Below are 22492 nucleotides of genomic sequence, written 5' to 3'. Positions count from 1 at the left end.
TGGCGCCGTTTCAGCCGGAAAGCCCGAAGCGCTCCGCGAATTCATTCATCGCTGTCGGCCTGCCGAACAGGAAGCCCTGCGCCTTCCGGCAGCCCATCTCCAAAAGGGCCAGACGCTGCGCCTCGGTTTCCACACCTTCGGCCAGACATTCGACGCCGAGCTTTTCCGACATCGCGACGATGACCGAGCACAGGGAACGGGCCGCCATTTCCCCGGAAAGGTCGCGGACAAAGCTGCGGTCGATCTTGACCATGCTGATGGGCAGGGTGTTGAGATGACCGAAGGAGGAATAGCCCGTGCCGAAATCGTCCAGCGAGATGCAGAAGCCCCGCCGCGAAAGCAGTTCGACCTGGCGAATGGCGACGCGGCCGTGCATGGCGATCGCCTCGGTCACTTCGAATTCCAGCGTCTGCGGGCCAAGGCCCAGCGCATCGACCCGCCGGCAGAGCCAGGCGGCGAAGCCCGGCACGTTCAGGTCGGCCATGGAAAGATTGACAGCAACGCGCAGCGGTTCACCCCTTGCTGGTTGACGCGCCAGCGACCAGTCGGCGACCTGTCGCAGCACGAAACCGGTGAGCGCCCGCGTCATGCCGGTGCGCTCGGCGATCGGAATGAACTCGTCCGGGGAGATCGCCTCATCGGCGACCCGCCAGCGCAACAGCGCCTCCGCGCCATACACCAGTCCGGTATCGAGCATGACCTTCGGCTGCAGGACGACGAAAAACCCCCTGCCCGTTTCCACGCTTGCCTTCAGCGCCTCCTCCAGTCGCCCCTGCCTTTCCCAGGCCCTGCGCTCCGCCTTTCCGTACCGCACATGGGCGCCGTCCTCGACGCTCCTGATGTGAATAAGCGCCGCCGTCGCGACGCTGACGGCGCGCGAGCGGTCCTCCGGCAGGTCGTCCATCGGGATCATCACCGAGGTGGGGCGCGGCGCGAGCTCGATGCCGTCCACAAGATAGGCCTTGTCCAGCACGCGCGACAGGCCGTGGGTGGAAAGCACGCCCTCCGGATCAACGATTCCGAATGCCCCTTCGGCGATCAGAGCGATCGTGCATTTTCCCTGGCAGAGCTGGTGCAATCGGGTATAGGCCTCCTGCATAACCTTGTTGGCGACCGGGCTGCCGAAGGAGGCGACCATGGTCTGGTAGTCGCAGACGTGAACCTTGACGATATGACCGGCACGGGAGACGTCGAGCGCTGCGCCAAGGGCGTGCTCGAAGGCATTGAGGTTCGGCAGGTCCAGGAAAGCATCGCGAAAGGCCAGCCGGTCAAGCGCCTCGATGAGCGCGAGATTCTGGAAGCCGACGGCGATGTTGCTTGCAAAAAGCCGGAGGAGGTCAAGCTCCGGCTGGTCGACGGCCCGATCCGTCCTGAGGGCTGCGAAAAGGCGGCCGTCCTCTCCGGCGTCGAACCAAAGGCCCATATAGCCGCCGGAAAAGACCGGCTCCAGGTTCGGCTCGCCCTCTTCGAACAGATCGGCGATGTTCGGCGCCGCTTCGGCAAAAGCGAGCGGCCCCGTGGCCGAGTAGCGGCCTATGCCGGCAACCACGCGCAGCACATCTCCGCGGGGACCGGCCGCCGCGACAAGACCGTCCGCGTCCACCCGCAGGAGCGCCGCAATCTGGGTGAGCACGCCCTCGGCGAACATTTCCAGATTGCCGCGCCGGAAGAGCTGTCGGGCGCTCCTGACGATGAGCTCAAGCCCCTCGCGGCTGCGCGACATGGCCCGGATGCTGTCATAGGCGCGGATGGATGTGGTCAAAAGCGAGATCAGCCGCGTGCGCGTCAGTTCATCCTTGGTGTGATAGCCGTCGATCTCGTAATCGGTCACCACGGCAAGCTCAGGCGCATAGCCGGGATAGCCGGTGCGGAGAACCAGCCGCATATCCGAAAACCCTTTGTTTCTCAGAGCCTTGACGAGCTTCATCCCGGCATCGTCCGTTTCCATGACGACGTCGATCATCGAAACCGCGATATCCTCGTGCTCCTCGGCGCGCACAATCGCCTCATCGACGGAATGCGCCGAGATGGTCTTGAGCGGCCGTCCGAAGATCGAGACATCCTTCAGCGCATAATCCGTGGCAGCGTGAACATCCGGGTTGTCGTCGACCACAAGCACCTTCCAAGGCCGACCGGCAAACGCAGCGCCGTCATCGGCCGCGTCGTCGAAGAGTTCGAGCTCCAGATCATTGTTCATGGGCCCTGCTCCTTCATCTGATAGGCATTTGCGTCGACGCCGGAACCGGGCGAGACAAGCGGAAGCAAAAGGGTGATCCGCGTTCCCGCGCCCGGCGCGCTGTCGACCTCGATGTCGCCGGCGAGCACGCCGGTGACGATGTTGTGGACAATGACGAGGCCCAGTCCGCTGCCGCCCTTTCCGAACGAGGTGGAGAAAAAAGGGTCGAAGATCCTGTCCCTGTTTTCCGGCAAGATACCGCAACCATCATCGGCAACGCTGATGGCCACGCCACGCCTGCCCTTCCGTTCCGCCGAAACGGTTATGGTCCCGGCCGCGCCGTGCGGAAAGGCATGAAGACGGGCGTTGTTGACCAGGTTTGTGACCGCCTGCCCGAGCGGTCCGGGAAAGCTGTGCATGCGAATCTCGTCCATCGGACCGGCGACAAGCCTCACATCGCCCTTTGAGAACTGCGGTTGGAGCAGCGAGATCGTGTCGTGAAGGTAGCGAGCGAGCGAAAACCGTCGACGACGGTCGCTCGCCTGATCGACGGCGATCTGCTTGAAATTGCCGATGATATCCGCAGCGCCCTCTAGCGCCTCGCGGGTCATCCGGGTGCCCTGGCGGATATCATCGAGCGCCCGGGCGAAGGCATTGCGGCCGATCCGACCTTCCTGAAGCGACTCCTGAAGGCTTTCCGCGCGCCGGTCGATCGTGGTCGCAACCATCATGGCATTGCCGATCGGCGTGTTCAGTTCATGCGCGACGCCGGCCACCAGGCCGCCCAGACCGGCGAGCCGGTCGATGCGCACCATCCGCGCTTCCGCCGCGCGAACCCGCGCATCCGCCGTCCTGCGATAGGCGATCAGCCGCGCGCCGAGCGCCGCAAACACGGCCGAGGCGATGAAGAGCACGGCGAGGCCCGGCAGGTTCTCCGATGACAGAAAGCCAGGCCCCGGCGGATAGGCGATCAGCAGGTACCAGGGCGCGTCAGCCGTTTCGACATGATCGAAACCGGACTCCGCGGCGATCGTCTCGCCGACCGGCAGACGGGCAAAGACATAGTTCTGGGCATCGCTTCGGTGTTCGACCCCGGCCTTCATGTCCGCAAAGAGCCCCGGCGCACGCTCGGCGAGCGTCGTGTTCTTGCCGAACATGAAACCCCAGCGATCGCGCCGCGCCACGCCGCCCATCCAGTAACCGTCCGCATTCAGGAGCTGAATCCGCCTGACGAAGGGAGAGGTCAAGAGATCGAGCTTGACCAGAATGCTTGAGGCATCGAGATTGACAACGAGCACGCCGCGGCGGGCGCCCTCCGGCGAAAAAACCGGCGCGGCCAGGCGCAGCATCGGACGCCAGGGTTCCTCGATCACGCCATCCTCGACATTGAGGTCGAGCCGGGAAAGATAAAGCGAACCGGCCGGCAGGGTGTTGGCGGCCTGAAAGTAATAGCGCGGGGATTTGTCCTGCAGGCTGGATTCGCCGACCGGAACAATCGCCTCCCCGACGCGGTCGACGCGAACCTCTTCCGTGCCGTCGGCTGCGATATAGCGCAATTGCGCGATGTCGGGCTTCGCCCGCACCCAGGCGGAAAAATCCTGGATCAGCGCCGCGGTTGCGCCCTCGTCTTCAAGCCGCCTGCCGAGGGCATGACTGTCTCCGATTACATTGAGATACTGCGCATGTTCAGCGATGAAACCGCTGACCCAGATATCCGCAAGACGCAGGGCGCCTTCGGCCTGCAGCCGGGTGCGCTGCGCCTGAAGGCGCTGTTCCACGGTGTAGGAAACATACCAGATGAGAAGGACGGCAACGAACAGGCCGGCAAAGAGCGCCAGCATGAGCCGCCACTCGACCATGGTCGGCTTGCGCACAATTCTGCCCAGGAAACTCTTGAGGGCGCCTCGCATATGATGTTTCCGTGTCTGTCGCGGCTTCGCTGACGTTTTGCATCAGCCTCCTCTAATGAATGTATCGCCGAATTCACGGTTTTGTAGCCACCACACGTTGAATTTCTATTTTTTCAAGTTCAACTTGGTTTATATTCGGAGAACCGGACTAAGGTATCTACCTTTTTGAATAAATTATACATGGTATTGCATTAGGATCCCCCTTCGTTTTATTTCGCAACCGCGATACGCGGCTCAGACACACCCATAGATTGCTGAACGGGATAAACTAAATCGTTTTTTTTTGCTTTCACCCGGGCCGAAGGGTGCTCGCCGCGGCATTGATCCGTGCGGCCCTCACCTGCGTTGAGGCAGCCCGTTTTCAGGGATGACGAACAGCAGGCGATAGCGGGCAAAGATCACCGCCATCAGCGCCGCAACCCACGCCCCGTAGAACAGCCCGGTCGAGATATCGCTCGGATAGTGCGCGCCGACGGCGACGCGGGCATAGGCGAAGAAGATGGCCAGGCTGGCAAAGACCGGCCCCATGCGGGGGAAAAGCAGCGCCAGGGCAGCAAAGACGGCGCCGGACGTCGTGGCGTGGCCGGAGGGAAAGCTCGCATAATCATAGGCCCAGCCGCCGAACCGGAAATGAAGGTCGCCGACGCTGTCGAACAGCGACGGACGCGCCCTGCCGATCAGCCGCTTCACGACATTGACCGAGGCGCTGGCGAGCGCAACGGTGGAAAAGACATAAACCGCCTGATGGGCGACATGGACGGCACGATATCGCGCCGATGTCCTGCCGGCGCGGGCAAGAACCGCAAGCGCGCCGAGCGTCACCGCTCCGCTGGTCACAAGAATCCAGGGCGACGTGGTCAGGTCGGTCAAGCGCACCGCAACATCCTGGAATGAGGCCGACATCGCATCGCGGGCAGAGGCGACCGGGCCGTCAAGGGCCGCTAAGGAAAGAAGCGCCATCGTCGCCGCAGGCAGCAGGAACCACGGCCAGCAGGTGGCCGAGAGCGAGAAAGGCTTCTGCGCCTTTCTCCGTTTCCAGAAGAGGCGGAGCCTGGTCCGGTAGGGTGCGGGAGGGAGCGGGTGTTTGTCTGTCATCCGCTTCCATCTAGGGCGTCATGCCGAAAAGTGGATAGTTTTCTGCCGCAACGGTCTTGGCGGCAGACCGCCGCCAAGCTTCCGTGCCGGCCCGTGCAAGGCCGGCGCCGAAGGACATCAGGCGGCGAGTTTCTTCGCAAGCGCGGCAAGCACCGCATCGCCCATTTCCGCGGTTCCGACCTTCCTGCACCCTTCGGCCATGATGTCGCCGGTGCGGTAGCCATCCTCCAGCACATCGGCGATCGCCGCTTCCAGCGCCTCGGCCTCGACGATCATGTTGAAGGAATAACGCAGGCACATGGCGAAGGAGGCGATCATGGCCAGCGGGTTGGCAACGCCCTGGCCCGCGATATCGGGCGCCGAGCCATGAACAGGCTCGTACATCGCCTTGCGCTTGCCGGTTTCCGGGTCTTCCGCGCCGAGCGAGGCCGACGGCAGCATGCCGAGCGAACCGGTCAGCATGGCGGCGACGTCGGAAAGCAAGTCGCCGAAGAGATTGTCGGTGACGATCACGTCGAACTGTTTCGGCGCGCGCACGAGCTGCATGCCACCGGCATCGGCCAGCATGTGGGAAAGCTTCACATCGGAGAACTTCTCGTCGTGAACGCGGGTGACGACCTGGTTCCAGAACAGGCCGGATTTCATTACATTGCGCTTTTCCATCGAGCAGACGCGATTGTCGCGGGTGCGGGCAAGCTCGAAGGCGACGGCGGCGATGCGCTCGATCTCGTAGGTATCATAGACCTGCGTGTCGATGGCGCGCTGCTGGCCGTTGTCGAGATCGATGATCTCCTTCGGCTCGCCGAAGTAAACGCCGCCGGTCAGTTCGCGCACGATCAGGATATCGAGGCCCTCGACCAGCTCCGGCTTCAGCGAGGAGGAGGCGGCAAGCGCGGAATAGCAGATCGCCGGGCGCAGGTTGGCGAAGAGCTGCATGTCCTTGCGCAGCCGCAGAAGGCCGGCTTCGGGGCGCACGTCATAGGGCACATTGTCCCATTTGGGGCCGCCGACGGCGGCGAGAATGACGGCGTCGGCCGCCATGGCCCGCGCCATGTCCTCATCGGAGATCGCCACGCCGTGGGCATCATAGGCCGAGCCGCCGACGAGGCCCTTCTCGACTTTGAAGCCGGCGCCGGCCTTCTCATTCATGAAGGCAATGATCTTTTCTAGTTCCGCGGTGATTTCCGGACCAATGCCGTCGCCGGGCAGAAGAAAGAGTTTACGCTGGCTCAAGGAGGCCTCCCGTGTTGCTGAAAACCCGCGCGCCCGCTCAACCCCGGGAAGCGCATCAATGGCGTGCCGGTCACCATCGCAACCGCCGCAATGGCGCCGGTTCTAGACCGCATATGCCCCGTTTTCAAGCCGGTTCGCGCGCTTGCGGTACGCCCCGGATGCGGCCTAATCGCGGCCGCGCGAAAGGCGCGCCATCAACGTTGCGGGCGCCTCCTCGGACGGCTGGCCGTATTTTATCGTCACCACCTTGTAGCCTTCCGCCTCCAGCCGGTCCAGAAGCGGCCCGATGGCGCGCGCCGTGCGCCCCTGCAGGTCATGCATCAAAACGATCCCGCCGCCGCGCCGGGCAAGCCCGGTCATGATCCGGTTCACCAGAACATCGGTCGAGGCCTGTTCATAGTCGCGCGAATCAATGTCGATGCCGACCGGGATCACGCCGCGTTCCTGCAGTGCGCGATCGAGTGCGGCGCTCTCCGCCAGATAGGGAAAGCGGAAGAAGCGCGGCTTGATGCCCGTCGCCGTCTCGACGGCGGCGATACCACGATCGATATTCGCGACCGCAACGGCATGGGACAGCGCCGGCAGGTGCGGGTGGGAATAGGTATGGCTGCCGATGGTCTGGTCGCTTTTGACGACCAGTTCGGCGACCTCCGGATGATAATGCGCCATTTCGCCGACCATGAAGAACAGGCCCTTCACGCCGTGCTCCTCGAGAGCCTGCAGCACGGCAGGCGTCCTGGCGGGAACCGGACCGTCATCAAAGGTCAGCACGACCTCCTTGGGGGCGAGCGTGATGTCGCGGGTCTCATCGAGATAGATCGTACGCCCGGCAAGAGGAAGATCCCTCACCGGCTTGCTGGCGACAAGGCGGACGGGACGCGCTACGGCTTCCGCATCCGCGCCCTCGACGATCCGCGAACGGATCGAACTGATCTTGAGCGGGGCCGCTTCTGCCGCCGCCGATTTGCCGATCGAGCCCGTCATCATCACCTCGATGGCCTCGGGGCTGCCTGAACCAGCCTCCGCCGGCCTTTCGGTCGCCACCAGCGCCGTCTGCAGGGTCACTGTATCACGGTGCCCGGTGGAAGCGCAGGAGGCGAGCGCGAGAACGCCAAGGCCGAAAAGGCCGTTCAGCAAACGGTGCATTGGTAATCCAGTTCAGCCAGAGACTCGACAACAGCGAGCGACGCATTGCGCCGCCCGGCTCTTGGTCAAAAAATGTGGCAATATGGTTACCAAACGGTAAAGCGCCGCGCACAGAGGCGCTCTATGGTTGCATTTTTCGTCTACAGACAGACCTGCCGGCTCACAGAACGAGGATCGCCCTGAAATCATTGACATTGGTCAGGGTGGGCCCGGTGACCACCTGATCGCCGAGCCCCTCGAAGAAACCGTGGCCGTCATTGTTTTCAAGGGACGCCCGCGCATCGATGCCGGCCTCGCGCGCCCGTTTCAGCGTATCGGGGTCGATCACCGCGCCGGCAACCTCCTCGCGCCCGTCCACGCCGTCGGTATCGCCGGAAAGCGCATGCACGCCCGCAAGGCCGTTGAGATGGACCGCAAGCGACAGCAGGAACTCGACATTGCGCCCGCCGCGCCCGTCGCCCTTCACGGTCACGCTCGTCTCCCCGCCCGAAAGCACGAGCGCGGGTTTGGCAATGGGGATATCGTGATGGTGGATCGCCTCGGCGATGCCGGCATGGACGATGCCGACCTCGCTGGCCTCTCCCTCGATCGTATCGCCCAGCACAAGCACGTTGAGACCGGCGGACCGCGCCTTTTCGGCCGCCGCCTCCAGCGACATCAGCGGGGTCGCGATGATATGGTTCCCGGTCCTTGCCAGGCGCGGGTCGTCGGGCTTCACGCACGCGGCAAGCGGCGAATCAAGATGCTGCGCGACATGGTCCGGCAAGTCGATGCGGTAGCGCCTGATGATCGCCTTCGCATCCTCGGCCGTCGTGGTCTCACCGACCGTCGGCCCGGAAGCGATGATCGCCGGATCATCGCCCGGCACATCGGAGATCATAAGCGTGTGACAGCGCGCCGGATGGATGGCGGCGGCCAGTCGCCCGCCCTTGATCGCCGAGAGGTGCTTGCGCACGCAGTTGACCTCGTCGATCGATGCCCCGCATCTGAGCAGCGCCCTGTTCACCGAAATCTTGTCTTCGAGCTTCAGACCGTCCGGCGGCAGGGACAGCAAAGCCGAGCCGCCGCCGGAGATCAGCACGATGACGAGGTCGTCCTCCGTAAGGCCGGAAACCGTTTCCAGAATGCGTTTGGCCGCGCGTTCGCCGGCGGCATCCGGCACGGGATGGGAGGCGGAGAGGATTTCGATCTTCTCGCACGGCGCCTCGTGGCCATAGCGGGTCACGACCACGCCTTCCAGCGGACCGTCCCAGCAGGCTTCGAGCGCCTCGGCCATGCGCGCCGAGCCCTTGCCGGCGCCGACGACAACGGTGCGGCCTTTCGGCGGTTCGGGCAAATATCGGGATACCTGTTTCATCGGATCGGCGGCCGCCACCGCCGTATCGAACAGAAAACGCAGGAAGCCTTTCGGATCGTCATTGAACTGCATGGTTAGTCCTGTAGGGCATGAATTGTGTTTCGTATTGTTCACATAAATCGGGGCTCCTCAAGTTTCTTCGGAACCAATGCGCGATTGACGCGTTAGTTTAACGCTGGGCGTGCGCCCTTTCGTTCTTCTGTCTGGAGGTTTCACTTCAGTCGACCATCATGTTTGATACAGAAACCGACCGCTGCGCGATGACGCCCGACGTATTGCAAGGAAGGATCCATTATGGCTCACATAAACGAGTCCGATAAATTTCCCAGTATCGCTCTTGTTTCCACCCACGGCTATGTTGCGGCCGATCCTCCGCTTGGCGCTGCCGATACCGGCGGCCAGGTCGTCTATATTCTCGAGCTGTCAAAAAAGCTCGCGCAACTCGGCTTCTCCGTCGACATCTACACCCGCAGGTTCGAGGACCAGCCGGAAATCGACGAAGTGGACGAGAGGGTTCGCGTCGTGCGGATTCCCTGCGGCGGCAAGGACTTCATTCCCAAGGAATATCTTTACAAGCACCTGCTCGAGTGGAGCGAGAACGCGCTGCGCTACATGCGCGAACATGATCTGAGCTATAATTTCATCAATTCGCATTATTGGGACGCCGGCTATGCAGGCCTTCGTCTCGCCGAGGCGCTCCACATTCCCCATCTCCACACACCGCATTCGATCGGCCTGTGGAAGAAGCGGACGATGGAAACCGACTACCCGGATCAGAAGGAGCAGTTCGAGAAGGACTTCAACTTCATCGAGCGGATCAAGCATGAAAACAAGATCTACCGCGCCTGCGACAGCGTGATCGCGACCACCCCGCTTCAGGTCGATATGCTGGTGGAGGATTACGGCATTCGCGAGGACCGGGTCTACATGATTCCGCCCGGTTATGACGACAACCGCTTCTATCCGGTCTCCGGCGCCACCCGCAACATGCTGCGCGAACAGTTCGGCTTCAAGGGCAAGACGGTGCTGTCGCTCGGCAGGCTCGCCACCAACAAGGGCTATGACCTGTTGATCGAAGCGTTTTCGGTCATGGCCGAGCGCGTTCCCGACGCCGAACTTCATCTCGCCGTCGGCGGCGAGGATATGGACGAGCTTGAGACGCGCATTCTCGGTGAACTGAAGGACCAGGTCAAAACGCTCGGGCTTGAGGAGAAGGTCCACTTCTCCGGTTATGTCTCCGACGAAGCGTTGCCCGATATCTACCGCGCGGCCGACATGTTCGTGCTTTCGAGCCGTTACGAGCCCTTTGGCATGACGGCGATCGAGGCGATGGCCTCCGGCACGCCCACGGTCGTGACCACCAATGGCGGGCTCTACCGCGCCATCTCCTTCGGCCGCCACGCGCTGTTTGCCGACACGTTTGACAAATACGACCTCGGCATCATGATGATGAAGCCGTTCAAGCACCAGAGGCTTTACAACCGCCTTGCCCGCATGGGCGCGCACAAGGCGCGCAGCCTGTTCACCTGGACCGGCATCGCCCAGCAGATGATCTCGCTGGTGGAAGGCCGCCCCATGCGCCAGTCGTTAACCGACAGCGACTGGGCAGAGCCCTGGAATGACGGCGACTGAGCATGGCAATCAGGCTTTTTTCCTCCGATCTCGACGGCACGCTTGTCGGCGACAATGGTTCAACGGCGCGCTTCCGGGAGGCCTTCGAGGCCATTCCGGAAGAACAGCGGCCAATCCTCGTCTATAACAGCGGCCGGCTGGTCGACGATATCCGGTCGCTGATCGGCGCGGTCGGCCTTCCCGAGCCCGACTTTCTGATCGGCGGCGTCGGCACCATGGTGCATGACCACAAGGCCGATCGCGCGGTGGACGGTTTCAACGATCATCTCCGCGCGGGCTTTGATGCCGTCAAGGTCGCCCGGATTCTCGGAGAGGTCCCCGACCTCAGCTATCAGCCGAAGCGCTATCAGCATGACTTCAAGTCGAGCTGGTATCTGAACGATGCCAAGAAGAGCAGGCTTTCGGCGATCAGGGAGACGCTTTCCGCCGAGGGACTCGACGTTAAGCTCGTCTATTCATCGAACCGCGACCTTGATGTGCTGCCGCGGGCGGCCGACAAGGGCGCCTGCCTCTCCTGGCTCTGCGACCGGCTCGGCATTGCCCATCACGAGGTGGCGGTCGCCGGCGACACCGGCAATGACGCAGCCATGTTCGAGGTTCCGGGCGTGCGCGGCATCATTCCCGCCAACGGCTTTGACGAGCTGCGCGAGCTTGCCCGCGGCAACGGCGATATCTACGAGGCAAAGGGCGAGATCGCCGACGGCGTGATCGAGGGCCTTCGCCATTTCGGCGTGCCGATCTGAAAGACGATGCCGGGCGATGGCTCCGCGCCCGGCATGATCGGCCCGAGCCGCCTCAGTCCCTGATGGATGAGGGGCAGTCGTCGAACTTGTCGATCTTTATTTCCTTGGGCCAGCCAGCGCAGTCATAGATGCAGATCTTGTCGAAACCGTCATCGTCTTCGCTCTTGAACTCACAGGCAAAGGCGAGTTTGCCGCGCGCCCACTCGCTGAGCGGGGACTGCGCGCCCTGAAGCGCCGGCGGCTCGTCGGGCGCAAAAGACATAAGCGGAAACAGGAGAGCCGGTAGCAGAAAAAAACGGCGCGACATTCTGTCCTCCACATGTGAATCACACACGTAAATTCTACCCTGAATTGCCGCAACAGACAATACAATTTCCCGATTGCATCAGCTTCTGGCTGAAGCAATCGGGCAGCCGCAGCGCAACAAAAAAGGCCGATCGCGAGACCGGCCTTTCCAAGGCAATGCGTAATATCGTCGGGATAATCAGGCCCAGGGGCGCTCGGCGGCGAGCCTGTCTTCGTAACTTGCGATGCTGTCGGCCTTTTCCAGCGTCAGCGAAATGTCGTCGAGGCCGTTCAGCAGGCAGTGGCGACGGAAGGGATCGATCGAGAACTTGACCGAGCCGCCGTCCGGACCAGTGATTTCCTGGTTTTCCAGATCGACCGTAACCACGGCGTTCGAGCCGCGCTCGGCATCGTCCATGAGCTTGTCGAGCTCGGCCTGCGACACGACGATCGGCAAGATGCCGTTCTTGAAGCAGTTGTTGTAGAAGATATCGGCGAAGCTTGTGGAAATGACGCAACGGATGCCGAAATCCGCCAGCGCCCACGGCGCATGCTCGCGCGAAGAGCCGCAGCCGAAATTGTCGCCGGCAACGAGGATCCTGGCATTCCGATAGGCCGGCTGGTTCAGCACAAAATCCGGGTTTTCCGTGCCATCCTGATGGTAGCGCGCCTCGGCGAACAGGCCCTTGCCAAGGCCGGTGCGCTTGATCGTCTTGAGGTAATCCTTGGGAATGATCATGTCGGTGTCGACATTGACCACGGGCAGCGGCGCGGCAACGCCGGTCAGCTTGACGAATTTTTCCATGCTTGATCCCTCAGCGCGATTGAAGCTTGTTTCGCGTCCTGATCTAAAGCGCTTTTCCGGCGATTTCAACGAAAAACGGTACCTTGTGGTACGCATCCGAAAGGCGGCCCGAGGCCGCCCGGAACGATCACGATCTGGTTCGCCCCTAGAGGTCGATGATCTTGCCGCGGCCGTCGTCCCAGACGCGCATGCCGTCGCGCTTGCGGCAGTCACGGGACCTGACCGGCACGGTTGCATGGTTGAGCTTGACTGCGATCATCCGCGCGACCGTCAAAACGGCGAGGACGGCAATCAGGGCAAGGCCAATGGAAGCGGCAAACACAGTCACGAACGCCACGGCGGCCAGACCGACAATTGCCATGAAAACAGTGCGGATATTTTCCATCGTCAAATTCCTTTCACATTTGCTAATCTGGCGCTTCGCAAGGGCTTTCGCAAGAGGCCGGAGCCATTTTGTCTCATTGATTGCCGGAACGAATTTTGAAAAGCTTCAATTCGATGTGACTTGAACGAGAATGAGTCCGGATATTGTTAGGAATAAGGCCGTGAAAGAGATCAAGCTTTGGCGCTCCGCCCTGTCGGTGCCCGCCGTCAACCGCCGCGCACTGGAAAAGTCAAAAACACTGGCCGCCGACGCCGTTATCTACGACCTCGAGGACTCGGTTGCGCCGGGCCGCAAGGCGGAGGCGCGCGAAAACCTGGAACAGTTCTTCACCCAGAGCCGCCCGGCCAACGTGACCACGGCGATCCGGATCAACCCGCTCGATACCGAGACCGGCCAGGAGGACATGAAAACAGCGCTCGCCTGCCAGCCGGACGCGATCCTGCTTCCCAAGGTTGAGACCGTCGCCAATGTCGCCGCCGCCAGCGCCATGCTGACCCGGAACGGCGCGCCGCTGCGCATTCGTCTCTGGGCCATGCTGGAAACGCCGGCGGGCATCGTCAACGCCGCGGCCATTGCCGGCGCCTATTCCCAGGCCTCGGCCGGCGGCAGGCTCGAGGCGCTGATCGTCGGCGTCAATGATCTGAGATCCGCAACCGGGGTCGCGCCCGCGCCCGGCCGCGCCTATCTGGTTCCATGGCTGATGCAGGTGGTGCTTGCCGCACGCGCCTATGACATCGCCGTGATCGACGGGGTCTATAATGACTTCGCCGACAGCGAAGGCTTTGCGACTGAGTGCGAGGAGGCCCGCGCCATGGGTTTTGACGGCAAGATGCTGATCCATCCGCGCCAGATCGACCCGGCAAACGCCCTTTTCAGCCCTTCGGAAGCAGCGCTCGCCGAAGCGCGCGCCATCGTTGAAGCCTTTGCGAAACCGGAAGCGGAAGGGCTGAACGTCATCGATCTTGACGGCCGCATGGTCGAGCGCCTCCATCTTGAACAGGCCGAGGCGCTTCTCGCCAAGGCACAGAAATCCGAACAGGAAACCAAATGAAGCTCTACCGCTTTCTCACCGGCCCGGATGATTCCGGCTTCTGCCACAAGGTCACCGCTGCCCTGAACAAGGGCTGGGAGCTGCATGGCTCCCCCTCGCTCACCTATGATCCGGTTCTCGGCAAGACCTATTGCGGCCAGGCCGTGGTGAAGGAGGTCGAGGGCAAGGACTATGATCCGTCGATCAAGCTCGGAGAGCAATAGGGCGACGGTTCAGCTCAGCGGCTGGCACGGCCTGAGGAGATAACCGTCCGGATCCCGGACCCAGAGTTGCCGCTGCCTCTTTTCGCCCTCATGCGTGCGGTAACAGCGCTCCTCCGGGCCAAGGACCAGCGGCCATTGTGCCGCCGTCAACCGGGCGACGATGTCGTCGAAGTCCGTAACGTCAAGCTGGAAATTGATACCGCCGCCGCGCGCCGGCATGTCGGCGCCAATGGAGCGGCCCATGCCGATCGTATCGAGCATGATCTGGGCGGACCCAAGCTCGAGAAACGCGAACCCCTCTTCCGGCCGGTCATAAGCCACCGAAAAGCCGATCAGCCCGACATAAAAGTCGAGGCTTTTCGCCAAATCGGAGACGCCGAGCTCGGGGATGAGGGCGTTGAACCTCACTTGACGCCCCAGAGCAGCTTGAAGCGAGCATTGCGATAGTCTTCGCCGCTCTTCTTGCAGTTCTCGACAAGCACGTCTTCATAAGGCAGGCCCCGATTGGCGACCAGCAGCAGCCTGCCGCCGGGCTTCAGCGCGTTCGCGGCCGCCTTGACCAACGCCTTGCCGAGCGACGGCTCGGCGGCCTTTCCGGTGTGGAAGGGCGGGTTCATGATGATCAGATCGTAGCGGTTCTTGACCGGCTCGGAGGCCAGGTCCTGCCAGAAGAAGCGGGTTGCCGGGGAAACGGCCGCAAGATTGGCCTTCGCCCGCTCGAGCGCGCGCCAGTCCGCCTCGTAAAGATCGATGCCGACGGTGCGCGGCGCCTTTTCCGCGAGCATGGCCGAAAGATAGCCCCAGCCTGCACCGAAATCGGCCGCCAGACCGGCGAAATCCTCCGGAAGGCGCTCGGCCAGAATGCGCGAACCTTCATCCACGCGATCATGCGAGAACAGACCCGGTACGGTGGTGAACCGACCGTCGATCTCCACGGTCGGATGGGTGAATGCGGCAACCGCCTCGCTTACATCGCCCGGACGGGTGAACCACAGCGCAACGCCGTGATATTTCGGCATGGCTTCCAGGTCGGCAAACATCTTACCGAGACGCTTGCGCATGGACTGCACGCCGTCTTCCTTGGAGCCGGCGATGACGATGAGGCCGCCGGGCACGGTTTTTTCCAGCGCTTCGGCCACGCGGTTTTCGTTCTCGCCGCGATGCTTGGTGAGAAGGATCAGCGTCGCCGAATAGCGTCCCTCACCGGCTTCCGGCGAAACGGAAGCGCCTGCCCGCTCAAGCGCGGCATAATGCGAGCGGAATGGCTGCACAGCGGCAAGATCATCGGAGAAGCCTTCCGGCAGGCGATAGCCGGCCTCAGCGCCGAGAAACAGCACGGGGCCCGCAACCGGCTCGACCGTGCCGCTTTCGAAGGGATGGAAGAGTGTTTTCAGCGTCTCGCGCGCCATGATGTCACCTGTGAAAAAGGCGTGAGCGATAGCTGCTCACGCCTGAAAATGAATGCCTTGCGGTTCTCTCCCCAATCTCTCCCCTTGAGGGAGAGATGCCCCGAAGGGGCAGAGAGGGGTGAACCCTATCGGCAGATGCGGAGTATCGGGCTTATGCCCTCTACCCCTCTCTGTCGCTTTCGCGACATCTCCCCCTCAAGGGGGGGGAGATCGGTTGGGTGTCGGTTATCGCCTCGGATCAACCGGAAAGGCCGCCCTTATTCGGCAGCATCGTCCTTCTTGCGTTCGGGCTTGGCCAGTTCCTTGCCGGTTTCCTGGTCGACGACCTTCATCGACAGCTTGACCTTGCCACGCTCGTCAAAGCCGATGAGCTTGACCCAGACCTTGTCGCCTTCCTTGACGACGTCGGTGGTCTTGGCAACGCGCTCGGAAGCAAGCTGCGAGATATGGACCAGACCGTCACGCGGGCCGAAGAAGTTGACGAAGGCGCCGAAGTCGGCGGTCTTGACGACCGTGCCTTCGTAGATGGCGTTGAGCTCCGGCTCGTCGACGATCGAGTGAATCCACTTCTTGGCGGCCTCGATCTCCTTGCCCGAGGAAGACGCGATCTTGATCGTGCCGTCATCGTCAATGTTGATCTTGGCGCCCGTCTTTTCAACGATTTCGCGGATGATCTTGCCGCCTGCGCCGATCACGTCGCGGATCTTGTCGACGGCAATCGTCATCATCTCGATGCGCGGTGCGTATTCGCCGAGCTGCTCGCGCCCCTCGGTGATGGCCTTGGCCATTTCGCCGAGAATGTGCTTGCGGCCGCCCTGGGCCTGGCCGAGCGCGACCTTCATGATCTCCTCGGTGATGCCGGCGATCTTGATGTCCATCTGCAGCGAAGTGATGCCATCGGACGTGCCGGCAACCTTGAAGTCCATGTCGCCGAGATGGTCCTCGTCACCGAGAATATCGGAGAGAACCGCGAAGCGCTCGCCTTCCAGGATCAGGCCCATGGCGATGCCGGCAACCGGCTTTGCCAGCGGCACGCCGGCGTCCATGAGCGCCAGCGAGGTGCCGCAGACGGTCGCCATCGAGGACGAGCCGTTGGATTCGGTGATTTCCGAGACGACGCGCAGCGTGTAGGGGAACTGTTCCACCGTCGGCAGCATCGGGCGGATGGCGCGCCACGCAAGCTTGCCATGACCGATTTCGCGACGGCCCGGGGAGCCCATGCGGCCCGTCTCGCCGACCGAATAGGGCGGGAAGTTGTAGTGCAGCAGGAAGCGTTCCTTGTACATGCCGGTCAGCGCGTCAACGAACTGCTCGTCCTCGCCGGTGCCGAGCGTGGCGACGACGAGCGCCTGCGTTTCGCCGCGGGTGAACAGCGCCGAACCATGAGTGCGCGGCAGAAGGCCGACTTCGGAGACGATCGGGCGGACGGTCTCGAGATCACGGCCGTCGATACGGCTCTTGGTGTCGAGAATGTTCCAGCGGACGATCTTGGCCTGAAGGTGCTTGAAGACGGCGCCGATTTCCTCGGCCGTGTACTTCGCCTCTTCGCCTTCGGCCGGGGCATAGCGCTCCTTGACCTTGGCCTTGCATGCATCGACGGCGGCGTAGCGGGCAGCCTTTTCGGTGATCTTGTAGGCGTCGCGCAGTTCGTTCTCGATGAAGGAGAGCATGTCGGCTTCAAGCGCGGAATGATCTTCCGGCTCGAATTCGCGCGGTTCCTTGGCGGCGACTTCGGCGAGCTTGATGATCGCGTCGATGACCGGCTGGAACCCCTTGTGGCCGAACATGACGGCGCCGAGCATCACGTCTTCCGGCAGTTCCTTGGCTTCCGACTCCACCATCAGAACGGCATCGCCCGTGCCGGCGACAACGAGGTCGAGCGCGGTCTCCGGCATTTCGTCGATATGCGGGTTCAGCACATATTCGCCGTTGATGTAGCCGACGCGCGCGCCGCCGATCGGGCCCATGAAGGGAACGCCCGAAAGCGTCAGCGCCGCCGACGTTGCGACCATGGCCAGAACGTCCGGATTGTTCTCAAGGTCGTGCTGCAGAACGGTGACGACGACCTGCGTGTCGTTCTTGTAGCCTTCCGGGAAGAGCGGACGGATCGGACGGTCGATCAGGCGGGAGACGAGCGTTTCGTTTTCGCTCGGACGGCCTTCGCGCTTGAAATAGCCGCCGGGGATGCGGCCGGCCGCATAGGTCTTTTCCTGGTAGTTGACCGTCAGCGGGAAGAAGTCCTGGCCGGGCTTGGTTTCCTTGGCGGAAACGACGGTGGCGAGAACGGCGGTTTCGCCATAGGTCGCGAGAACGGCGCCGTCTGCCTGACGGGCAACCTTGCCCGTCTCAAGCTTGAGCGTGCGTCCCGCCCACTCGATTTCCACTGTGTGGGTGTTGAACATGTCTTGTCCTTCAATAAGTGCGCGCGCTGCCCTTTCCTCATGAAAAGAGCGCAACGCGATCTCGACGTTACATTCGACGCGTCACGGGCAAGACAGCGCGCCGCTTCACATTCCGAAGCGGCCAGCAATCCTGCCCCATGACAGGTCCGTTATGGCGTTGCGGAACCGGAATGCCATCATCCCGGCCTCGCCTTTCAGATCCCTTCGCCCGCCACGGCTTGGAACCGGCGCAGCTACTGCGCGAAAACAAAAGCGGCGGACGCCAGGGCGCCCGCCGGTCATGCGGCTTAGCGGCGAATGCCCAGACGACCGATCAGGGTCGTGTAACGGCTTTCGTCGATGCGCTTCAGGTAGTCGAGCAGCGAACGGCGGGTCGAAACCAGCGTCAGAAGACCACGGCGGGAATGGTTATCCTTCTTGTGGTCCTTGAAGTGCTCGGTCAGGTTGGTGATCCGCTCGGTGAGGATCGCAACCTGGACTTCCGGCGAACCGGTGTCGCCTTCCTTGGTTGCGAATTCCTTGATGAGTGCGGCCTTGCGCTCGGCAGTAATCGACATCGGGTCATCCTTTCGAAATGAGGGTGTTTTTGGGTCGCCCGGGCCGGGATGTCGTCCAGCAAGGGCCGTTTAAACGCATTTATTCCAATGCTGGCCGCCATATAGGGCAAAAGCGCGGGATTGTCGAGAGCCAAGCCCGGCCGGCCATTCCGCCATTCAGGCGGGCACGGGACGGTCGGCCTCGCCCGCGGCAACGGCGGACGACAGCCGCGTGGTCCCGGCTGCATCGGCGTCATCGAGAACCACCTGATCGCGACCATGCAGCTTGGCCTGGTAGAGGGCGCCGTCGGCAATATCGAAGGCCCTTCGCATCGCGATCGGAGACGGGGTCCAGCAGATGCCGATGCTGGTCGTCAGGCCGGGCGCGGCGGCGCTCTTGCCGACCTCGACAACCGCACGGCGCAGACGCTGGGCAATCATCATCGCATCCTCCCGACCGGTGTCGGGCAGACAAACGGCAAACTCCTCGCCGCCGAAACGCGCGGTCAGATCGAAATCCCTCAGCCGCGCGACGAGCTTCTCGGCAACGCCGACCAGCACGCGGTCGCCGGTCGCATGGCCATAGGTATCGTTCACCTGTTTGAAATGATCGAGGTCGATCAGGAGGAACGCCACGCCGAGCGTGGCAGACTGCGGCAGCACGGTCGTCTCGTAGGCAGCCTCGAAGGCCCTGCGGTTCTTGAGACCGGTCAAGGGATCGACCGAGGCCTGGTCCTTGAGATGGTCCTCGCGCAGCCTGCGTCGCCTTTCCCTCTCAAGAAAGCCGCCGAGGACCAGGGTGCCGATCACATTGGTCGTTGTCAGGAACGGGATGGCCGAGGAAAATACCGTTCTCCAGTCCTCGCGCGGCAAAAGGAAGGTGCAGACATAGGACAGGCTGATGCCGAGCCCGAGAAGCAACAGATGGACCGCCCCCACCTGCCCGCGATTCCAGCACAGGGACCGCCAGGCGAGGCCCGCCGCCGTTGCAAGAAACAGGGACAGCACGCAGACATAGGCGGAAGGATCGCCCTCATAATAACGTGTTGCCGCAGCGATGGCGAAACTGATGGCCCCGCCGAGAGGCCCCGCGAAGGCGCCGGCGCAGCCGACGAAGAGATTGCGCGGATCGATCTGCAGGCCGTTGACGAACATGATCGGCTGCAGCGAAACGAAGGCTGCGCCAAGCCCCAACACGAGGCCGAACAGCACCTGCTGTGCGGGACGGCCGGCAACCGACTTCAGCACCAGGCCGAAGGCTATCGCCGTCAGGGCCATCAAACCGGCAAAATTGACCGTCATGATGACGTATTGAGACATGAATGCGGGACCTCCTACCCGGCAACGCGCCTTACGGAACGTAGCTTACGTCAAGATAATTTAAAACGATTTTTCGACCAAGCCTCCCGGCCCCGGCTCACCACGCCGCGTTGCATGGCGAGGAATGGCATGCGACAGTCTGCACGCACTGCAAGGATCGACCCCTATGGCATTTCGCAACATCATCGCCGCCAGCGCAGTGGCGGTGCTCGCGACGGCAACGCAGACGCTCGCGGGCCCGGCCGAAATCAAGGCCATCGAGACGCTCTGGCAGAACCCGCAGGATGCGGGCGCGCTGGTCTCTGAAAGCTTTGCGCGGGCGGTACCGGACGCGCAGCTGACCGCTCTTGTCGACCGCCTCGTCGAGCAGACCGGTCCGGCCCTCTCGGTCACGGGCGACAAGGGCGCCTACATGATCCGCACGGAGACCCACGAAATTCCGGTCGAGATCTCGCTCGATGACGACGGCAAGATCCTCGGCCTGTTCTTCAGCCCGCCGGAGGCCCTGACCGCCGGCCCGGAAGCCACGCTTGCCGCCTTCGAGGCCATGCCGGGTACGGTCTCCTATCTCGTGACGTCGAACGGAAAGACGCTTTTCGACAGACACTCGGATGCGCCGCTTGCGGTCGCCTCGGCCTTCAAGCTCGGCATCCTCAAGGTTCTGCTCGAGGATATCGATGCAGGCGGAAGCGACTGGCGGGACATCGCCACTCTGCAGCCGCAGGACAAATCCCTGCCAACCGGCCGACTGCAGAATTTTCCGGACGGATCGCCGCTGACGCTGCATACGCTGGCAACGCTGATGATCGCCGAAAGCGACAACACCGCGACCGATATGCTGATGCGCGTCCTCGGCGCCGATCGCGTCGCGCATGCCCTCGGCCTTCCGACCGTGCTCACCACCCGCCAGGCCTTCGCGCTGAAGGCCGATCCGGCGCTTGCGCAGGACTATGACGCTGCGCCCGACAGCGAGAAACCGGCGATTGCAGAGAAGGCCGCTTCGGGTCCGCTGCCGCCCGTCTCCGCCGTGATGGGGCCAATGGCGACCGGCGTCGAATGGTCTCTCTCCAACGAAGAACTGTGCGCGCTGATGCACGCGGTCGCCGGGGCGGACGTCTTTTCCGTCAATCCCGGCCCGGTGCGCGCCGGCGACTGGCAATCCGTCGCCTACAAGGGCGGCAGCGAGACCGGCGTGCTGAACCTGACGGCGGACCTGACGGCCGGCGACGGCCGCCGCTTCTGCCTCTCCGTGACCATAAACGGCAAGGCCGCCGTCGATGAAACGAAGGCGGCCGGCCTGTTCACGCGGCTGGCGCATCAGTTCGCGGCTTCGGGAAAATGATCAGCCGAATACCCGGCGCGGACGAAACTGCCCTTGCGCGATCTCGCCGATGGCAACCAGACGCCCGCCGACGGAAGCGTAGGCCTCCGGCTCTTCGACCGGGGCATGTGCGCCGCGCAGGATGATCGGATTGCCGAGCTTGAGGCGGCGCGCCTGTTCATCGTTGACCGGCACATGCGGCAGGCTCGTCAGCGCTTCGGAGGTATCGACGAGGAATTCTTCCAATGCGGCAAAGCGCTCGGCGTCGTCCTCGATGTCCTCCAGCGCCGTCAGTTCGGCGAGCGGCACCAGCATATCCTCGGAAAAGGGCGCGACGAAGGGGCGGCGCAGCGCCGAGATATGGCCGAAACAACCGAGATCGCGCCCCATGTCGCGGGCCAGCGCGCGCACATAGGTGCCCTTACCGCACTCGACCTCGAAATCCGCCGAGTTCTCGTCCGGGCAGCCGATCAGCGTCAGCCGGTGGATCTCGACCTCGCGCGTCGGGATTTCGACCGTCTCGCCCTCGCGCGCCAGATCATAGGCGCGGGCGCCGTCGATCTTGATCGCCGAAAACTGCGGCGGCACCTGCTCGATCACGCCGGTGTATTTGGCGAGCAGCGCCTCGATCCCGGCGCGCGTCGGACGATTGTCCGAGCTTTCGGTCACGTCGCCCTCAAGGTCGTCCGTCGCCCGTTCCTCGCCCCAGGTGACGGTGAATTCGTAGATCTTCCGACCTTCCATGACATAGGGAACCGTCTTGGTGGCATCGCCAAGCGCTATCGGCAGCATGCCGGAAGCCAGCGGGTCGAGCGTGCCGGCATGGCCCGCCTTCTGCGCCTTGAACAGCCACTTTACCTTGGAAACGGCCTCGGTCGAGCCGAAATCGACGGGCTTGTCGAGGATCAGCCAACCGGAAACGGGACGGCCCTTGGGTTTTCTCTGTCGTGCCATGTCCGGTCTTATTCTTTGTCTTCGTTGTCGTCGTCGTGATCGAGATCGCGCGCCACCTCCGGCGAATGCAGAAGCTCGTCGATCTTGCGGAAATTCTCGAAGCTCGTGTCGTCGCGGAAGCGCAGCTCGGGCATGTATTTCATCTGCCGGAGTTCGCGCGTGATGCGGCCGCGGATGAACTTCGCATGATGGTTCAGCGCGCGCACCGTCGCGTCGTGGTCGCGGTCGCCGAGCGGCGTCACATAGGCGGTCGCGACCTTCAGGTCCGGCGACATCCGCACCTCGGAAATCGAGACGACAGTGGTCTCCAGCAACGGATCGAGCACTTCGCCGCGCTGGAGAACCTTGGTAATGGCGGCGCGAACCTGTTCGCCAACGCGAAGCATGCGCTGGGAGGGCGCCGAGGAGGTAGCTCTCGTCATATCAACCTTGTCTAGATCGTTCGTGTTTGTCTCGTGCCCGGCCGTTTGACGGGGTTCGAACCCGCGCGGACATGTTCGATGACTGGCGGCCCGTTTAGCGCTTCGGC

At 62.8% G+C, this 22492-nt stretch carries 21 protein-coding genes; 5 read left to right on the top strand and 16 right to left on the bottom strand.

Going from position 1 to position 22492, the window contains the following annotated elements; all coding sequences use genetic code 11:
• Positions 1-10: 10 nt before the first annotated feature.
• From AZF01_RS03560 to AZF01_RS03535, 6 genes are all read right to left on the bottom strand, one after another.
• Positions 11-2197, bottom strand: a complete 2187-nt coding sequence (locus AZF01_RS03560) for an EAL domain-containing protein (protein ID WP_024709654.1) — start codon at positions 2195-2197, stop codon at positions 11-13.
• Positions 2194-4086 (bottom strand): ATP-binding protein, encoded by a 1893-nt coding sequence (locus AZF01_RS03555; RefSeq protein WP_061449617.1) that lies wholly within the window; start codon positions 4084-4086, stop codon positions 2194-2196. Before AZF01_RS03555 ends, AZF01_RS03560 begins: the two co-directional genes overlap by 4 nt.
• A gap of 336 nt (positions 4087-4422) precedes the next feature.
• A complete protein-coding gene (locus AZF01_RS03550) occupies positions 4423-5181 on the bottom strand; it encodes a phosphatase PAP2 family protein (RefSeq protein WP_024709656.1) in 759 nt (252 codons plus the stop codon).
• Positions 5182-5298: 117 nt separating this feature from the next.
• Complete coding sequence (gene leuB / locus AZF01_RS03545; RefSeq protein WP_024709657.1) at positions 5299-6414, bottom strand: 3-isopropylmalate dehydrogenase; 1116 nt, start codon at positions 6412-6414, stop codon at positions 5299-5301.
• A gap of 165 nt (positions 6415-6579) precedes the next feature.
• Positions 6580-7560, bottom strand: coding sequence for a polysaccharide deacetylase family protein (locus AZF01_RS03540; RefSeq protein ID WP_024709658.1), 981 nt, complete (start codon positions 7558-7560; stop codon positions 6580-6582).
• Positions 7561-7720: 160 nt separating this feature from the next.
• Positions 7721-8989 (bottom strand): glycerate kinase, encoded by a 1269-nt coding sequence (locus AZF01_RS03535; protein ID WP_061449616.1) that lies wholly within the window; start codon positions 8987-8989, stop codon positions 7721-7723.
• 222 nt (positions 8990-9211) lie between these two features.
• Between AZF01_RS03535 and AZF01_RS03530 the strand changes: the two genes are divergently transcribed.
• Together AZF01_RS03530 and AZF01_RS03525 are read left to right on the top strand one after the other, a co-directional pair.
• Positions 9212-10549 carry a glycosyltransferase gene (locus AZF01_RS03530; protein WP_024708908.1) on the top strand — a complete coding sequence of 446 codons (1338 nt, stop codon included), beginning with the start codon at positions 9212-9214 and terminating at the stop codon, positions 10547-10549.
• A 2-nt stretch (positions 10550-10551) separates the two neighbouring features.
• A complete protein-coding gene (locus tag AZF01_RS03525) occupies positions 10552-11292 on the top strand; it encodes an HAD-IIB family hydrolase (protein ID WP_024708909.1) in 741 nt (246 codons plus the stop codon).
• A 52-nt stretch (positions 11293-11344) separates the two neighbouring features.
• On the opposite strand, the gene AZF01_RS03520 is transcribed toward AZF01_RS03525, so the two are convergent.
• From AZF01_RS03520 to AZF01_RS03510, 3 genes are all read right to left on the bottom strand, one after another.
• Positions 11345-11599: a hypothetical protein gene (locus AZF01_RS03520; protein ID WP_024708910.1), complete on the bottom strand. Its 255-nt coding sequence runs from the start codon at positions 11597-11599 to the stop codon at positions 11345-11347.
• 177 nt (positions 11600-11776) lie between these two features.
• Positions 11777-12382, bottom strand: coding sequence for a 3-isopropylmalate dehydratase small subunit (gene leuD, locus AZF01_RS03515; RefSeq protein ID WP_024708911.1), 606 nt, complete (start codon positions 12380-12382; stop codon positions 11777-11779).
• Between the two features lie 145 nt (positions 12383-12527).
• The gene (locus tag AZF01_RS03510) at positions 12528-12767 is read right to left on the bottom strand and encodes a hypothetical protein (RefSeq protein WP_024708912.1); all 240 of its coding nucleotides are present in this window, start codon (positions 12765-12767) and stop codon (positions 12528-12530) included.
• 130 nt (positions 12768-12897) lie between these two features.
• Here AZF01_RS03510 and AZF01_RS03505 point away from each other — a divergent pair, with 130 nt between their 5' ends.
• Positions 12898-13818, top strand: a complete 921-nt coding sequence (locus AZF01_RS03505) for a CoA ester lyase (protein WP_051424098.1) — start codon at positions 12898-12900, stop codon at positions 13816-13818.
• Complete coding sequence (locus tag AZF01_RS03500) at positions 13815-14021, top strand: DUF1737 domain-containing protein (RefSeq protein ID WP_024708914.1); 207 nt, start codon at positions 13815-13817, stop codon at positions 14019-14021. The genes AZF01_RS03505 and AZF01_RS03500 overlap by 4 nt, the downstream gene beginning before the upstream one ends.
• A 9-nt stretch (positions 14022-14030) precedes the next feature.
• On the opposite strand, the gene AZF01_RS03495 is transcribed toward AZF01_RS03500, so the two are convergent.
• The 5 genes from AZF01_RS03495 to AZF01_RS03475 all read right to left on the bottom strand — a co-directional run bounded on the left by AZF01_RS03495 (position 14031) and on the right by AZF01_RS03475 (position 19688).
• A complete protein-coding gene (locus AZF01_RS03495) occupies positions 14031-14429 on the bottom strand; it encodes a VOC family protein (protein ID WP_024708915.1) in 399 nt (132 codons plus the stop codon).
• The gene (locus AZF01_RS03490) at positions 14426-15430 is read right to left on the bottom strand and encodes a class I SAM-dependent methyltransferase (protein ID WP_024708916.1); all 1005 of its coding nucleotides are present in this window, start codon (positions 15428-15430) and stop codon (positions 14426-14428) included. Before AZF01_RS03490 ends, AZF01_RS03495 begins: the two co-directional genes overlap by 4 nt.
• Positions 15431-15687: 257 nt before the next feature.
• Positions 15688-17832, bottom strand: coding sequence for a polyribonucleotide nucleotidyltransferase (gene pnp / locus AZF01_RS03485; protein WP_024708917.1), 2145 nt, complete (start codon positions 17830-17832; stop codon positions 15688-15690).
• 287 nt (positions 17833-18119) lie between these two features.
• Complete coding sequence (gene rpsO / locus AZF01_RS03480) at positions 18120-18389, bottom strand: 30S ribosomal protein S15 (RefSeq protein ID WP_024708918.1); 270 nt, start codon at positions 18387-18389, stop codon at positions 18120-18122.
• Between the two features lie 156 nt (positions 18390-18545).
• Positions 18546-19688, bottom strand: coding sequence for a diguanylate cyclase (locus AZF01_RS03475; protein ID WP_081725820.1), 1143 nt, complete (start codon positions 19686-19688; stop codon positions 18546-18548).
• Positions 19689-19854: 166 nt separating this feature from the next.
• Between AZF01_RS03475 and AZF01_RS03470 the strand changes: the two genes are divergently transcribed.
• Complete coding sequence (locus tag AZF01_RS03470) at positions 19855-21030, top strand: serine hydrolase (RefSeq protein WP_024708920.1); 1176 nt, start codon at positions 19855-19857, stop codon at positions 21028-21030.
• On the opposite strand, the gene truB is transcribed toward AZF01_RS03470, so the two are convergent.
• Both truB and rbfA read right to left on the bottom strand, forming a co-directional pair.
• On the bottom strand, positions 21031-21963 hold the full coding sequence (truB, locus tag AZF01_RS03465) for a tRNA pseudouridine(55) synthase TruB (protein WP_024708921.1): 933 nt from the start codon (positions 21961-21963) through the stop codon (positions 21031-21033).
• 8 nt (positions 21964-21971) lie between these two features.
• Positions 21972-22385 carry a 30S ribosome-binding factor RbfA gene (gene rbfA / locus AZF01_RS03460; RefSeq protein ID WP_024708922.1) on the bottom strand — a complete coding sequence of 138 codons (414 nt, stop codon included), beginning with the start codon at positions 22383-22385 and terminating at the stop codon, positions 21972-21974.
• Between the last annotated feature and the right edge of the window lie 107 nt (positions 22386-22492).

This window comes from Martelella sp. AD-3 (assembly GCF_001578105.1).
GTDB lineage: Bacteria > Pseudomonadota > Alphaproteobacteria > Rhizobiales > Rhizobiaceae > Martelella.
This window is presented reverse-complemented; position numbering and strand designations above follow the sequence as displayed.